General features: G+C 45.0%; 15 protein-coding genes. 8 read left to right on the top strand and 7 right to left on the bottom strand.

All coding sequences use genetic code 11. From position 1 onward, the window contains the following. Positions 1–29: 29 nt before the first annotated feature. The 5 genes from MARME_RS04535 to efp form a co-directional block, all read right to left on the bottom strand. On the bottom strand, positions 30–785 hold the full coding sequence (locus tag MARME_RS04535; protein WP_013660076.1) for an ABC transporter ATP-binding protein: 756 nt from the start codon (positions 783–785) through the stop codon (positions 30–32). Beyond that, positions 782–1,831 carry a FecCD family ABC transporter permease gene (locus MARME_RS04530; RefSeq protein WP_013660075.1) on the bottom strand — a complete coding sequence of 350 codons (1,050 nt, stop codon included), beginning with the start codon at positions 1,829–1,831 and terminating at the stop codon, positions 782–784. The genes MARME_RS04535 and MARME_RS04530 overlap by 4 nt, the downstream gene beginning before the upstream one ends. Further along, a complete protein-coding gene (locus MARME_RS04525; protein ID WP_013660074.1) occupies positions 1,832–2,839 on the bottom strand; it encodes an ABC transporter substrate-binding protein in 1,008 nt (335 codons plus the stop codon). 218 nt (positions 2,840–3,057) lie between these two features. Next, complete coding sequence (epmA, locus tag MARME_RS04520) at positions 3,058–4,059, bottom strand: EF-P lysine aminoacylase EpmA (protein WP_013660073.1); 1,002 nt, start codon at positions 4,057–4,059, stop codon at positions 3,058–3,060. Between the two features lie 223 nt (positions 4,060–4,282). After that, positions 4,283–4,858 (bottom strand): elongation factor P, encoded by a 576-nt coding sequence (gene efp / locus MARME_RS04515; RefSeq protein WP_013660072.1) that lies wholly within the window; start codon positions 4,856–4,858, stop codon positions 4,283–4,285. Positions 4,859–5,070: 212 nt separating this feature from the next. On the opposite strand from efp, the gene epmB reads away from it, so the two are divergent. The 5 genes from epmB (at position 5,071) to MARME_RS04490 (ending at position 10,140) form a co-directional block, all read left to right on the top strand. Next, the gene (gene epmB, locus MARME_RS04510; RefSeq protein ID WP_013660071.1) at positions 5,071–6,081 is read left to right on the top strand and encodes an EF-P beta-lysylation protein EpmB; all 1,011 of its coding nucleotides are present in this window, start codon (positions 5,071–5,073) and stop codon (positions 6,079–6,081) included. Between the two features lie 147 nt (positions 6,082–6,228). Then, a complete protein-coding gene (locus tag MARME_RS04505; RefSeq protein ID WP_013660070.1) occupies positions 6,229–7,191 on the top strand; it encodes an ABC transporter substrate-binding protein in 963 nt (320 codons plus the stop codon). 22 nt (positions 7,192–7,213) lie between these two features. Continuing rightward, positions 7,214–8,251 (top strand): FecCD family ABC transporter permease, encoded by a 1,038-nt coding sequence (locus tag MARME_RS04500; protein WP_013660069.1) that lies wholly within the window; start codon positions 7,214–7,216, stop codon positions 8,249–8,251. A gap of 12 nt (positions 8,252–8,263) precedes the next feature. Beyond that, positions 8,264–9,319 (top strand): FecCD family ABC transporter permease, encoded by a 1,056-nt coding sequence (locus MARME_RS04495; RefSeq protein WP_013660068.1) that lies wholly within the window; start codon positions 8,264–8,266, stop codon positions 9,317–9,319. Beyond that, positions 9,316–10,140, top strand: a complete 825-nt coding sequence (locus MARME_RS04490; protein ID WP_013660067.1) for an ABC transporter ATP-binding protein — start codon at positions 9,316–9,318, stop codon at positions 10,138–10,140. Before MARME_RS04495 ends, MARME_RS04490 begins: the two co-directional genes overlap by 4 nt. A 96-nt stretch (positions 10,141–10,236) precedes the next feature. On the opposite strand, the gene MARME_RS04485 is transcribed toward MARME_RS04490, so the two are convergent. After that, positions 10,237–11,136 (bottom strand): LysR family transcriptional regulator, encoded by a 900-nt coding sequence (locus MARME_RS04485; protein ID WP_041647757.1) that lies wholly within the window; start codon positions 11,134–11,136, stop codon positions 10,237–10,239. A 164-nt stretch (positions 11,137–11,300) separates the two neighbouring features. Here MARME_RS04485 and MARME_RS04480 point away from each other — a divergent pair, with 164 nt between their 5' ends. Next, positions 11,301–12,377: an MBL fold metallo-hydrolase gene (locus MARME_RS04480; protein ID WP_013660065.1), complete on the top strand. Its 1,077-nt coding sequence runs from the start codon at positions 11,301–11,303 to the stop codon at positions 12,375–12,377. A gap of 99 nt (positions 12,378–12,476) precedes the next feature. After that, on the top strand, positions 12,477–14,393 hold the full coding sequence (locus tag MARME_RS04475) for a TonB-dependent receptor domain-containing protein (RefSeq protein WP_013660064.1): 1,917 nt from the start codon (positions 12,477–12,479) through the stop codon (positions 14,391–14,393). Between the two features lie 106 nt (positions 14,394–14,499). Here MARME_RS04475 and MARME_RS04470 read toward each other — a convergent pair whose 3' ends face one another. Then, complete coding sequence (locus MARME_RS04470) at positions 14,500–14,694, bottom strand: hypothetical protein (RefSeq protein ID WP_013660063.1); 195 nt, start codon at positions 14,692–14,694, stop codon at positions 14,500–14,502. Between the two features lie 189 nt (positions 14,695–14,883). Here MARME_RS04470 and MARME_RS04465 point away from each other — a divergent pair, with 189 nt between their 5' ends. Continuing rightward, positions 14,884–15,855 (top strand): tyrosine-type recombinase/integrase, encoded by a 972-nt coding sequence (locus MARME_RS04465; RefSeq protein WP_013660062.1) that lies wholly within the window; start codon positions 14,884–14,886, stop codon positions 15,853–15,855. Positions 15,856–15,860: the final 5 nt, after the last annotated feature.

Raw genomic sequence — 15,860 nt, 5'->3', positions numbered from 1 at the left:
TATTTTTATGAGTCTCAGTATAAAGCATTCTAGGGAATTAACTGAATATGACTTGGAAACTCGGAATCATTAATAACACGCGTCTGAATTTCAAATACATCTTGGATAAAATCAGGCAATAGCACGTCACTTGGCTTACCCTGCGCCACAATACCCCCCTGATTCATCACAATAACGCGATCAAAATGCAAAGCATGGTTTAGATCATGTACTGCCACTAACAACGTGCTCCGAATTTTTTTTATCAGCGACAAAACCACAAGCTGGTGTTTGACATCAAGGTGGTTAGTCGGTTCATCCATCGCAATAATAGGAGTATCTTGAGCAAGCGCTCTAGCAATGTGAAGACGTTGCTGCTCTCCACCTGACAAGCTCTGCCAGCTTTGTTCCCGCTTATCCCACATTCCCACCTGACGAAGCGCGTCATCGACATAGACTTGGTGTTCATTTGTCCATCGGGTAAACGGATTCAACCAAGGGGTGCGCCCAAGCGAAACCGCGTCGAGCGCTAAAATACGATCTTCCGTATGGGCTTTTTGCTGAACGAAAGACAAAGTTTGAGCAAGTTCCCGCCGCTTAAAACGTGACACAGGTTTATCGCGCAGTAACACCTCACCCTTTTGCAGCGGCGTTAAACCGCATATCTGTCTCAGCAGCGTCGATTTTCCTGAGCCGTTTGGCCCCATTAGCGCAACCCGTTCATGCGGTTTAACCTCTAATGACACATCGCTAAGAATGGACTTACCCGCTAACTGATAAGAAAGGTTACGCACCTTTATTGTCATTTTTTAGATCCTCTAACCAAAATGACCGCAAAACAAGGCGCTCCGATAAGCGCGGTAACAACACCAATTGGCAATACCTGACCTGACATAATCGTTCTAGCGCCAATATCACACACAATTAAAAATACCGCTCCAATCACCGCACAAGCCGGAATAAGTACAAGGTGTTTACTGCCAAATAAAAAGCGGGCGGCATGAGGCACAACCAAACCGACGAAACCGATAGCACCCACCATAGACACCATCACGGCCGTCATCATGGCCGTCGCACCGATCAACACGACCTGAACTCGACGTACAGGTATTCCGACAGACGCAGCAGCATCGTTACCAAACAAAAATGCATCTAAGGCTCGACCATGCCATAGAACCAAAGCTAAGCCGATAACCAATACCGGAACAGCCAACGCCACCTCGTTCCAGCGAACACCCGACAAATTACCAAGCAACCAAAACATGATGCCTCTCGCCTGTTCTGCGTTGGCTGATTTTGCGATGATAAACGCCGTCAATGCGTTAAAAAGCTGAGACCCTGCAATCCCAGCTAAAATGACCTGAGAAGAAATTTCAGATGCAAATCGACCTGTCGCTAAAACAGCCAGCATTGCGACGAATGCAAAAGCCATTAGAGCACCAATCAACGCTCCAAACGACATACTCAACACGCCCGCGCCAATGCCTGCTATCGTGACCATGACAGCCCCCGTTGAAGCACCCGCTGAAATACCAAGTAAATACGGGTCGGCTAAGGCATTTCGTAGCAAAGACTGTAACACCAATCCTGTAATGGCCAACGCAGCACCACAACACCCCGCTACGATCGTACGCGTAAAGCGGTAGTTCCAAATAATGCCTTGATCAATCGGATTAACCGCCCAGTTTTGATCAAACAAACCGTTTAGCAAGGACTTAATCACGATAGAAATATCTATATTGGTTTCGCCAATTGCGACACCAAATATCAGTGCTATAGCAATAAGAACAAAGCTAACAAACAGAAAAAAGGAGCGATACGACGCCGCTCCTATCACTGAAAGCAGTGGCATTTAATTAAGATCTTCGACAGCTTGAGTAAGTCGTTCAAGACCCGTTATGACACGAATAGTCGTGTCCATTTCTTGTGCATCTATAATGACGATATTGCCATTTTTTACGGCTTTCATTTCCTTTGTAACTGGATCGGTGCGTAAGAATTCTAACTTTTTCTGGAAATCATCAGCGGGAAAACGGCGGCGTTTCATCTTTGCAATCACAATAATATCAGGGTTCGCTTTCGCGATCGTTTCCCACCCTACGGTAGGCCATTCTTCATTTGACTGAACAATGTTCTCGATACCCAACGTTTTCATAATGTAACCCGGAGCACCCTTCTGCCCTGCCACGTAAGGGTCGATGTCCATCGCGGCACTTGAAAACCAAAATACTGCAGATCGCCCATCTACCCCGGCTTTTTCAGCTCGCTCGGCCGCTTTTTGCTCTCGAGTTGTCAACGAGGCAATCAGGTTTTCACCTTGTTCGGGAACATTAAAGATGGTTGAAAGTTGAGAAATCGACTTATACAAAGAAGATATTGAGAACTGGTCTAACCGCGTGCCATCAAGCCCAGTGGTGTTGTCTTTGTTGTCGCAGTCCATTGGTAAGTTGTACGTTGAAACACCCATGTCGTGAAACTGTTCACGTGTCGCAACAACACCTTGAGCGCCAACATGCCACTCATACTGTATGGCAACCAATTCTGGGCGCTTACTCAAAACAGCTTCAAAGCTAGGGTCATTGTCCGCAAGACGCGGAATGTCTACGTTAGCATCAGCATACTCTGGTAAAACATCACTAAACCAAACGGATGTTCCCTTCACGGCGCTTGCCAATCCCAATGAATATAAAATTTCGGTTGCCGCCTGACCTATCGTTACCGCTGAAGAAGGCGCCTGTTCGTAAACATGAGTATAACCACAGTTTTCAATCGTAACGGGGTAATCCGTCGCCGCCTGAGTGTGAGCAGAGAAAACGACCATCGATGTCGCGAAAAAACGACTTACATGTTTCAATTCCATACGAACAATTGACCTTATGAACAAGCTAAAATAGGGATAAATCAAAATAGAGAAAAGTAAAAATAAAGAGATAAAAATAGAAATGGGAATGTATCAAAAAGTGCGACGCCAGTTTTGTCGTTCTATTCACCTTTAACTTGAATTAATTTAGTGTGTCTAAAAAGCGCTCAATATCCCCAAACTTAATGCTCTCTAAACCGCCTTCTAATTGCGTTTTATCACACCCTATCTCCTGCAAAAGGCATCACTTGATCAATGTGCGCTTTGTCCACGAGCAACATCAGAAGTCGATCGACCCCAAGGGCGACACCGGCACATGTAGGCATACCTTCGTGTAACGCACTGACAAGTCGTTTGTCTGCGATTCGATCCGGTTGTTTGTTCTGCAATCGCATACTCATGTCTTGATCGATACGAGCCTCTTGCTCAACCGCGTCGGTCAATTCATAGTAGCCATTAGCCAGCTCCATTCCCTGCCAATACAGTTCAAATCGAGCACTCACGGCATTACCGTGATCATCTCGATATTTCTTGGCAAGTGCTGCTTGTGACTCTGGATAATCATAGACAAAGCACGGAGAAACTTGACCGATATTGGGTTCAATTGCCGTACTGAAAAGCAACTCTAGCAAGGTGTCGCGATCAGTTTCTTCCAAGCCAAACTCGGTTAAGCGGTGTGACTGCGCTTGCAGCACTTCAATACTGACCGTAAAGGGGTCGATGTTGAGGTGCTTTAGAAATACCTCACGATAAGATTGTTTGTCATAGGTCAGTTCTGAACGAATAGCAGTATGGTTAGACATTTGCCCAACAACAAACTGGAGTAATTGCGCCATGTCATCCATCAATTTCCAATGGTCGTACCCTAATCGGTACCATTCAAGCATGGTGAATTCGATGCTATGCCGACGCCCTAAGTCTTCGGCACGAAAGACCTTCCCTAACTGATAAATACTCGGCATACCCGCGCACAATAGACGCTTCATCGCAAACTCGGGTGACGTTTGCAAAAAATAAGTCACCTTTTGACCTGCGGTTTTCGTCGTCGTTGTTAATACTTCAATATGAGGATCACTGATACTCCCCAGCGACAAACACGGCGTGTCCACTTCTAGTACATTTTCCAAAGAGAAATACTCGCGGATTGCTTTTAAAAGCGTCGCTCTTGCTTGTAATGTATTAACGTCTGCGGTGGGTTGCCAGTTCGTTGGATGGTACATATCTATTGGTCTCTCGGGCTTTTTTCTTTCGTGCGCTACTCACGACTATTCAGTAGTAGAAGTACAAGATGGAGGCTTCTTTTTAAGCGCTCTTAGCGTACAGATAGGCGTTCATTAGCGCTCATCAGCGTACGTAGCTCATAAAAAAGCCCTCACACTGGTAATCACCAACTGTGAAGGCTTTTATCAGTTTATACTGTTTTTACGCAGTATAAATCCGTTTTTATTTACCAGTCGCACGCGATACGTATTCGCCCGTACGAGTGTCGATACGCAACACTTCACCAATGTTAATAAACAATGGAACACGTACCATAGCGCCCGTTGTCAACGTCGCAGGCTTAGAACCACCGTTTGCAGTGTCGCCTTTCAAACCTGGATCTGTTTCGGTCACTTCCAACTCAATAAAGTTTGGAGGTGTCACAGCCAATGGCGCGCCGTTATACAAAGTAACGATGTAAGTTTCTTGCTCTTTTAGCCATTTAACTGCATCGCCGACCGCCGTTGCATCAGCACCATGCTGCTCAAAAGAACCGTCCGTTGCCATGAAATGATAGAACTCACCGTCTGTGTATAGATATTCCATGTCGGTATCCATTACATCAGCGCCTTCAATGCTATCGCCCGATTTGAACGTACGCTCCCAAACACGACCTGATTTCAGGTTACGCAGTTTGATACGGTTGAATGCCTGACCTTTACCTGGCCGAACGTGCTCGTTGTCCAGCACCGCACATGGGTCACCATCAATCATTAATTTGTTACCATTACGAATATCGCTGGCTGAATAACTACCCATAATTCCTCTCAATCTCTTTTTAAGAGTTAGTAAAAGGCTCATACCATACTGCGATCTAAATACTAAAGTGCTTTAGTGACAGTACCTATATGGTTTATGATTCCGACTATTGCGACCAGATAAGGCCGACGTAAAAATCAAGCAGAGCCATTAAATCGAAAAAGTTGCGCGCAATAATACCCTAAATAAATCGAATTTTGCAGATATTTGACGTGATCCAGATCCAAACACATGAAGAACAGACCTCTTGGAGCCATGAATTAAAGCGCGCCATTACTCAATTACCCGAACTTCTAAAGGAACTGGATCTGCCAGCTGACCTCGCCGCAACCCATATCGGCGCGACAAAAACCTTTCGACTATTAGTGCCTCGTCCTTATCTATCTCGTATTGAAAAGGGCAATCTAAATGACCCTTTGCTATTACAAGTCTTACCCCAACATCAAGAACTAGCGGATGTTGAAGGCTACTTAAAAGACCCTTTGCAAGAAGCCAATCACACGCCTCAAAAGGCTTTAGTGCATAAGTACGAAAGTCGAGTACTCGTCATTACAACTGGAATATGTGCGGTAAACTGTCGCTACTGCTTTCGTCGCCACTTTCCGTATGGTGATAATCAGTTGGCTCAATCTGAGTGGCAAAGTGTCATCGATTACGTCACCAATGATAAAAATATAAATGAAGTCATCTTGAGCGGCGGTGACCCTCTGATGCTCAAAGATAAAGTATTGGCAGAACGGGTCAGAAGCTTAGAAAGCATTGCCCACCTCAAACGTCTGCGTATTCATACCCGCTTACCTGTCGTGATTCCATCGAGAATCGACGATGAGCTCATTTATTGGATGAGCCAAAGCAGACTATCGATTGTCTTGGTCACGCACATTAATCACGCAAACGAAATAGACCAAGCCGTTGAATCCGCTATGCTGCGCTTAAAGCAAATCGGAGTCACTCTGCTCAACCAAGGCGTCCTTTTAAAAAACGTAAACGACTCAGTAGAGGCCCAAGTCGATTTAAGCAACCGCTTATTCCAAGTCGGCTTACTGCCTTACTACATGTTTACCTTTGACCCTGTCGCTGGCGCAGCACATTTTGATATTCCGATTGAAGACGCGCAGCGTCTTATGGGAGAGGTTACGAAAAAGCTTCCCGGGTACTTGGTACCAAAGCTGGCTAAAGAAATTCCCGGTAGAGCATCAAAAACGGTCTTTGCCCCACAATAACACCACAAAAAGTAAGCGTTCCGAAAATAAAAACACCACGTTCCACAAAAACAATTTTAAAAATGTAATGGGAAGTATTATCATTTTCAAAATTTTTTATGTATAGCTCATTTTTTAGCTATGACTTTTTCATGGAGATCCGTGGTTATGTTCTCAATTCGCTCTGCTGTTCGTCGTTCTCTAGTATCCACCAGCGTACTTTTGTCATCGAGTATCTTGTTATCATCAAATGCCTTGGCTGATGTAACGCTGCCGACTAAGTTCGGTGACGTAACTGTTAAAGACAATGCCGAACGTATTGTCACTTTATACGAAGGCGCATTAGATGCTATGACTGCAATTGATGTCGACGTACTAGGCAGTATCAGTACTCGCGGTGGCGACGGCGTCGCTGAATACATCTCCGATCAAGTCCCTAATATTCAAATCGTCGGCACGACGAAAGAAACCAATATCGAAGCGGTACTCGGATTACGTCCAGACGTTATCATGGCACCTTACTACTTGTCCGAGTCTCAATATAAAATTTTGTCTAAAATCGCGCCAACGATTGCCCCAAACTTTGATCGTTCAAATGCGGCCGTATGGGAGAAAGAGACGCTTTTCTTCGCTAAAGCCATCAATAAAACAGCGGATGCTGAAATCGCGATCGACAACGTCCATAAGCTAGCAAAAAGCACCAAAGCGACACTGGAAGCAACGATTCCCGCAGATCAACGTGAGGCAATGGTCGCACGCTGGATGCCACAAGGCCCAATCGTCATGGCGGACTACTTGTTTGCGAGTGGATTACTGTCTTCTGTGGGTTTAGAGCCAACACATAAAAACTTGTTAAAAGGCAAACGTCCTCACTCCAGCCCATTGAGTCTAGAAAACCTCTCTGTCGTCGATACGGACTGGTTATTCCTTGCCACGTTAAATAAAGACGGCAAAGATGCTTTAGAAGCGGCCAAAAAGTCACCTTCGTTCTCACGTCTTAATGTGGTAAAACAAGATCGCGTCACCTTAGTGGATGGTCAAACTTGGACCAGCGCATCTGGCCCTATTGCAGCAACTGAGGTTATTAATAATGTCGCCGACGCGTTGTTAACTAAACCTTCTACTAATTAAAGAGAGCCTTTCGCCCCGATCAATGCTGATATTTCTTAAAGACTTATTTAAGGAACAAGCCCCTAGCCAGCGTACACTTTTACCTTGTTTTTTAGTGTGCTCTGGCTTGTTTGTGCTTGTGACATTGCTTTCTTTGCTCATTGGCGCTGGCCAAGTTAGCGCAGCAGACGCGCTATGGGCACTCTTTGGTAGGGGAAGTGACGAAGCAAACTTCGTCCTATTTGAACTAAGGCTGCCGAGAACCCTCACCGGGATTTTTGTCGGCATCGCGTTGGGGCTTTCCGGCGCATTAATGCAATCCCTTGCGCGTAACCCACTGGCGGAACCTGGACTACTTGGCGTCAGTGCTGGCGCTTCCTTTGCCGTTGCATTAGCACTCATTTTTGGTGCCAGTATTGCGACACTCACCATCGGTATGGCTCAGTTAGGCGCGCTATTAGGGTGTTTGTTTGTAACCGCCGCAGCTCGTATGCAAGGGCAGTTTAAAGATCCTGTGCGTTTGGTACTCGCTGGTGCCGCACTATCGAGTTTGTTAACCGCCCTCACCTCTATTTTATTAATGTTTGACGAACGCGCCGCGGATGAAATTCGTTTTTGGGTAACAGGCAGTATCGCGGGACGTTCCATGGACAACCTGCTATTGGTGCTACCCTATGGCTTAGTTGCCTTACTTGTCACACTGTATGTGTCTAAACCATTAGCATCGATGGCATTGGGCGAAAAAGTCGCATTAGGGTTAGGACATAACCCGAAGATGATTCGTTATTTGGTTATTTTAGCCGTTGCTTTATTGGTTGGCTCTGCAACCGCCGTTGCTGGCCCCATTGTTTTTGTTGGTCTCGTCGTGCCCTTTGCCGCCAGAGCGATTGTCGGAGCCGACATTCGTCGAGCTATGATCATCTGTATTCCACTCGGTCCAAGTCTTTTGTTGTTTGCAGACATTTTAACTCGACTCATATCACGACCGTCGGAAATGCCACTCGGTGTTTTAACCGCTATTATCGGCGCGCCTATTTTACTTATGATCGTTCGGGCTAAACGCCTACCGACGCTGTCTTAGGTACGTATTCTTATGACGTTCCCCTCTGCTCTAACACAACAAACATCGTGGCGACTTGGCTCAACAACACTTAATGTCGTTATTGAGTCCGATGCCATTATTAGGAACCTCTTGCTAAGCGTTATATTACTTGGCGCTGTCGTACTTTCTTTATCCAGCGGAACGGTATATGTCCCGCTAAAACAAGTGGTGCTCGCTCTGTTTAGTGAAAGCGACGCCATGACAAACTTTCTAATAAATGATTTAAGACTAAATCGAATCCTAGCTGGCCTTTACACCGGAGCGGCCTTCTCTCTTGCTGGCTGCCTCATGCAAAATGTTGCTCGAAACCGGTTAGCAACACCCGGAATCATTGGTATCGATAACGCGGCCATGGCTTTTGCAGTTGCATCTGTTGTTGGCATCGGCGTCGGTCTTGCGCCTTCAAGTATGGCACTAGTTGGTGCAGCGACTGCGACCGCCCTCGCCTTTGCCATTGGCGGCGGCAGTGGCACACGCGGCTACCGCTTCATCGTGGCGGGCCTTGCGATTGGCGCTGTATCAGGCGCGACATCACAACTCTTGTTGTCACAAGTCCATATCGATGTCGCGAATGCGGCGTATCCTTGGACGGTCGGTAGCCTTTCAGGAAGAGATGAGGAGCAAGTCCCTTGGATGGGGGTTATCACGCTCATCGCCGTCATCGCCTGCATCATTCTAACGCGATATTTTAGGCTGCTGTCTTTTGCCGATTCCGTCATTATTACGCTAGGGCAAAAGCCCAATCAAATACGCTTCGTGGCAGTGGTTATCTCCGTTGCACTCACAGGCTTTGCCGTCGCGATGTCTGGCCCCATTGGTCTCATCGCGCTCGTTGGCCCCGAAATGGCCAGAACCTTCGCTAAACACAAAGGACTTCCATTAGTCTCAAGCGCTCTATGCGGCGCAATATTAATGGTATTAGCGGACTTGGTTGGACGCACTATTCTATCGCCCATCGAATTGCCTGTAGGCATCGTTACCGCTGTGGTCGGTGGCCCTTACCTCATTTGGATTCTTATTCGTAAGCCTAAACAGAGCTCTTTATGACACTTGCTTCTTCTCATCGTTCATCGAAGGGTTTGCCTTCGTCCAGTTTAAGCACCGAACACCTAAAGCTTGCGCACGGCGCTCGCGATATTGTGCATGATCTCAGCGTTCAATTCCCTGAAGGTAAAGTAACCTCCATTGTAGGACCAAACGGCTGCGGAAAATCAACTCTCTTAAATGGTCTTGCCCGTATACACAAACCGTCAACAGGTGTTGTCAAAATCGATGGCAAAGACGTACAGTCGATCGCCTCTAAAAAAGTCGCTCAAAAGTTAGCACTATTGCCACAAGAAACCCTAGCGCCAGATGGTATTACGGTAAAGGAACTCATTCGATTTGGACGACATCCTCACCAAGGGTTGTTAAAGCAGTGGGGGATGAATGACACAGATGCCATTCAATTTGCTCTTAATGCGGCGAATTTAAGTGAGCTTGCAGAACGCCCACTGGACACACTTTCTGGCGGGCAACGCCAACGTGCCTGGATCGCGATGTGTATTGCTCAAGAAACCCCTTTGTTGCTTTTAGACGAGCCTACTTCCGCTCTGGACTTAGGGCATCAGATAGAAGTATTTGACCTAATTAGAGACTTATCAGCTGAAGGAAAAAGTGTTGTCATGGTGGTTCATGATATCACTATGGCCGCCCGATATTCTGATCACCTAATCGCCATGAAAGACGGAAACATCATCGCAACGGGCAGCCCTAAAAGTGTCATTACACAGCCTCTTTTAAAAGAGCTGTATGGCATTCAATGTGATTTATTTGAAGACCCTAAGACAGGAACGCCTGTTTTGCTTAATGTGCAACGAGCAAGTTAGCCGTCTAAACTAAATAGCGACAGCAGCTCTATACAACGACTCTATCAAGCTATTCTTTCATACGACTCTTTCAAGCTACTCTACTAAAGTAAGCGATCAAACAAGCACATCACCAGCGCCATCGCGTATATGCTGTAAAAAAGCCTGCACGCGTTTTGGCTGATGACCATAAGGATAAATCAAATACATAGGCAACGAGGGCAGTAGCCATTCAGGGAACACTCGAATAAGGTCGCCAGGATGGTGTTTTTCACGCCGCCTCGCCATGTAGTCCGGCAAAATGCCCACTCCATTCCCAGATACAATCGCTTCCATTTGCATTCCGATTTGATCCGATGCAAGCCGAGATCGTGGTATCGATATCATTTCCATGCCTTGCTCACTATGTCGAAGCTCCAGCTCTCCACTTAGCATATGAAGGTTATGCAAGTTAACCCACGGAAGATCTTCCAGTTCTCGAATAGTTTCAGGCCTCTTATAACGTTTAGCAAAGCCATTTGAGATGTACAAACCACATGACATGTTACCCAACAATTCCGTCTTTAGATGCGTTTCCTTTATATCTCCCAACCAAAGCGCGACGTCTGACTTCATGTCGTGACGGAATATTGAGTCGGTTCTAACGTTGATACTGGCATCAGGGTATTTATCAAGAAACGACAGCACCTCATTCGGAAACCAAGAACGAGCAAAACTGGAAAAAACCGTCACATCAACTTCACCGACCACTTCGTCTTGTAAGTGCTCAAGCGTTTTTTTACCTTGTTTAGCGGTATCTAAAATCTTCTTTGCAAACGGAAAAAATGCACGTCCTGCATCGTTTGCAGACATTTTATTTGCATGACGTAACAAAAGAGGCTGCCCCATTATCCCCTCTAAATGAGAGATACGTCGGCTCAAGGTGGATTTAGACACGCCGAGCAATCGAGCACTTTCGGTCAGGTTCTCCGTTTCCATAACCATAACAAAACTTTGGAGGTCATTTAGGTCATACATAGCACAAAGACTACCTTCACTTCTTAATATTCTGAACAAAACACAATATTCCTGCACCATTGCAAAGATCGCAACAGCATGTTGCATGTAATCAACAAGAATCTATGTAAAAATGAGAACAGTTAACATTTTCGTTTAAAAAAATATATTTTCGAGATTCCATAATGCCAGCGAAACAATCTGTATGCCACAGCATGAATCAAAGCTTACTTAAAAAGTCACTCTTATCGGCACTGACAATAAGCTCACTTTCACTATTCTCCGCCTTTTCGTATGCCAACACTGAACTCACTCCAAGTGAATTAGCAGCGCAAGGGTTAGAAGCTGGTAAAAATTACGCTGGCCTTCATAGCCTTTGTAATGTGGATAAACCACTCGCATTCGCTGGCATGAGAAATAAAACAGGGAAAAAAAGAACACTAACGGATGAAGAGCGCAAACGCCGCTCTGCCAAGGCGGTGATTGAACCAACCCAAGTATTCGATAACTTATACTTTGTCGGAAATCGAAAAGTAGCCAGCTGGGCGGTAACGACATCTGAAGGCATTATCCTGATTGACGCGATGAACAGTAATAATCAAGCGGAGAATGTCATCGTCGCAGGGCTTAAGAAACTTGGATTAAACCCCAACGACATCAAATACCTTGTCATAGCACATGCGCATGGCGACCACTACGGTGGTCAAGATTATCTCGTTAACCATTTTCATCCTCGTGTCATCATGAGCAATGAAGACTGGACGGAGCTTGAGAAGCCGGTTCAGGAAATTGATAACCCTCGCTGGGGCAAAAAACCCGTTCGCGATATTTCTGCTAACGACGGCTACGTATTGACTCTAGGTGATACCAGTATGGAGCTATATGTTACTCCGGGACATACACTAGGCACCTTGTCGATGCTTATTCCTCTAAAAGATGGCAACGAGACTCACTGGGCCGCACTTTGGGGTGGTACTGGACTTAATTTTGGTCCCAATGAGCCACGAATCCGACAGTACTCTGCCTCTGCAGAACGCATCAAGGAAATAGGCGAAAAGAAAGGGGTCGATGTATTCCTTTCAAACCACCCTACTCGCGACAACTCGATTCAACGCATTGCGCTATTAAATGAGCGAACAGCAGGACAGCCTCATCCGTTTGTGGATGAAAACGCTCTGGATGCTTTTGAGCTATTGAGAGATTGCAGCCTAGCGCACGCCGTAAAACTTCATAACACATTAAACAAATCCGCTTCTAAATAATTAATCGAAAGCTCGGACGCGCCAAAGCACAGATTCACTCCCCTTTGTGCTGCGCTTTCGCTCGTCATGAGTTTCTAAAAAATTGGAGAACTCTTTATCATGAAGAAAGTCACTATGATCACCATGGCAGCGCTCGCTGTCGCCGCGACAAATGCCTCTTACGCAGAGGAACAACTGGATACTCTAGTGGTAACCGCATCGGGGTTTGAACAAGATACAACGGAAGCACCAGCAACAATTACCGTTGTAACAAAGGAAGAAATTGAGAAAGGGTCTTATAGAAATATTAGTGAAGTATTAGAAAGTGTCCCTGGGATACAACTCGCTAGAGCCACTTCTGGAGCAAGTGGGACAAATATACAAATGCGAGGCTTACTTCCAGACTACACAATGATGCTCGTTGATGGTCGTACTCAATCCTCTAGAGAGTCAAGAGAAAAAAGAGCCGACGGCTATGACCAAGAATGGCTTCCACCACTCTCAATGATCGAACGTATTGAAGTTATCCCCGGCCCCATGTCAACGCTGTATGGTTCTAGCGCCATGGGCGGTGTTATAAACATTATTACCAAAAAACACACTGAAAAATGGTCTGGAAACCTTCGAAGTGAAGCAATTTTTGCTGAAGGTAACGAGTTTAACGACACGAAAAAGAACTCTGTATTTCTTTCAGGACCAATATTAAAAGATACCCTGAGTCTTCAACTAAGTGCTGAGTACTTTGACCAAGAAGAAGACAACATTGATGGTGGTAACGCAGATAAGCAAATTGAGAACTATTTCGGTAAGCTTATTTACTCAGCAAATCAGTCTCATGACTTCGCACTTGATATCAGCAAATCAGAACAAGAAAGAACACGTACTGCTGGAAAATCTGATGATAATGACGATTTAGAAGAAAATGAAAAAGAGTCTGTCGCTATAACGCATTTTGGTAAATATAAAGCAGTTTCTGAGACGACCTTCATCCAGCACGATAGCACTGAAAATATCACCGACGAATCAACAATAACGAACACTATTTTTGATACTAAATGGATTACTCCAACTGATAACCACGTCATTGCTTTTGGAGGAAGCTACACAAAAGCTGACCTCAAAGACGAAGGGAATCAAGTAGAAAATGGAACCGATACCTTATCGAACGATCAGCTGTCTATTTTCATAGAAGACGAATGGTATCTGACTGACACATTCGCTTTAACAACAGGTATTCGAGCAGATAAAAACGAGAACTTCGAAAATCACCTTAGTCCAAAAGTATACGGTGTATGGAGTGTTAGCGACGAATGGATACTAAAGGGCGGCGTGTCTACTGGATATAAAGCACCTTCACTCAGAAGACTAAGTGAAGACTGGGCCATTGCATCCCAAGGACGCGATACATATGGCAACCCAGACTTAAAACCTGAATCTTCCGTCAGCTCTGAGATAAACCTCACCTACAGCGGAAGTTCATTTGTCGCAAGTACGACGGTTTTCCATACACACTTTGAAGACAAATTAGACACGGCAAACTGTGACAACAACTGCCCTGTAAACACAACGACAACAACGAGACGAGGAAGAACAACGACGGTTGCGAATCGCTATTGGACCAACATTGATGAAGTTGAACTTAATGGTGCAGAGTTGAATGCTAAGTACCTAGTAACAGATGCACTATCAACGTCATTGAGTTATTCATACAACGACTCTAAGCAACTTACAGGCGACAATAAAGGTGACCCTCTAAGCTCTATTCCACTTCATCTAGCAGTACTGTCCGTAAACTGGACAGCTACAGACAAATTACGCCTCTGGACAGACTACACATACTATGGTGAAGCAAACGAAGAGGACGACCCGACGCCTTCTTACAAGCTTATTGATGTTGGCGCGAACTACACGTTCAACAAAAACTTAAAACTGAGTCTAGGTATTAACAATGCTCTTAATGAAGAGTTTACAGACGAAGAATACGGTTATGTAGATCATGGTCGTGAATACTGGGCAGCGGTAGACGTTTCATTCTAATCATAAAACGAAACATAAAACGGACACCTACTAAACAGGCATAAAAAAACCAAGCTGTCGAACTTGAGAGAGAAGATCACTCTGAGGACGGTAGCTTGGTTTTTGTTTACACGCGAATATTAATATTCTGACCAACGTTTCCCACTGGCGCAGAAGATGCACTCGCTTGAGGTGCGCTCTGAGCTGTGCTGTCTAACAGCTTTAGCGTCTGTGAGCCCTCTTGAACTTGTTGCTTTTTCGCAAGGTTGGCACTTAACGCTTCCATCCCATATGATTGAGCAACACTTCCTACTTCTGACATACATCCCCCTTAAGAAGAAAAGCCTGAATAGAGCCTACAACATATTGTGGCTCTAAAGGAACTTAACGGCCAAATTTACAAAATCTTTAACTTTCTTTGTAACATAAATGAATCACTATTCAAAACTTAAAAATAATTATAAAAGACAGTAATATAGCGCCTACCCCATAGCCGAAAAAGAGAGAAAACGTGGACTCAATCAGCCGTATCGCGTCACGATACTTACAATTCTGTCAAAAAAACAGAAAACTCTCGGGCCATACACTCAAAGCATATCGAATAGATTTAAAACAGTTTGTCGAATGCACAGGGGTTAAAACATCCGTTAATGCAATTGACAAAAAAGATCTACATAAGTTTCATGACTATCTTGCCGACTCAGAACTGAGCCAAAGCTCGATTAAACGCAAACTAGCCTGCATAAGAGCTATGTTTCGCTGGCTCGAACAAGAAGAAGAGATTGAAGTAACACCATTTCACAAATTCAATACGTCCATCAAGCTTCCAAAACGGCTCCCTCGCAATGTTAATAAATCCGACCTTAAAAGAATGCTAACGCAAGGAAGAAGAACACTTGATCAAAAGCCACTAAAATCCATATCGGATGAAAATACAGGATTCTCTTATCCAACAAGTAAACGAGACCTAAATAAACTCACAGGCACACTAGCACTTGAACTTATGCTTAGCACAGGCATGCGCGTTAGCGAGTTGGTCGGTATCCAGCTGGATGATATTTTTTTAACAGAACGAAAAATTAAAATTTTTGGTAAAGGCTCTCGCGAACGCTATGTCTATCTTCCCGATAAAGAAATATGCCAATTGATACGCCACTATAGAAAAGCCAGAACAATCGTTGAAAGTGACTCAAGCAACTTCTTATTAAACAGCCGTGGACAACCCGCCTCGACGCAATTTATCCGAAAGTTAATTCGTTTGCTCGCCGAACAGTCCAGCACCCAGCTCCATGTAACACCCCATATGCTAAGGCATTCAGCGGCCTGCGAGTTGATGGAGTCTGGTCTTGATATCCGCTTTGTCCAACGCCTACTTGGGCATAGCAGTATCTCCACCACCGAAATTTATACCCACGTGACCGACAATGTTCTACAGACCAAAATAGAGAAAGCAAAGGTAAGGAGTCGTATTATGAAAAAGTAGGGATA

This window comes from Marinomonas mediterranea MMB-1, from assembly GCF_000192865.1.
Taxonomy (GTDB): Bacteria; Pseudomonadota; Gammaproteobacteria; order Pseudomonadales; family Marinomonadaceae; genus Marinomonas; species Marinomonas mediterranea.
The sequence above is the reverse complement of the archived record's forward strand: the minus strand, read 5'-3'. Positions and strand labels throughout refer to the sequence as shown.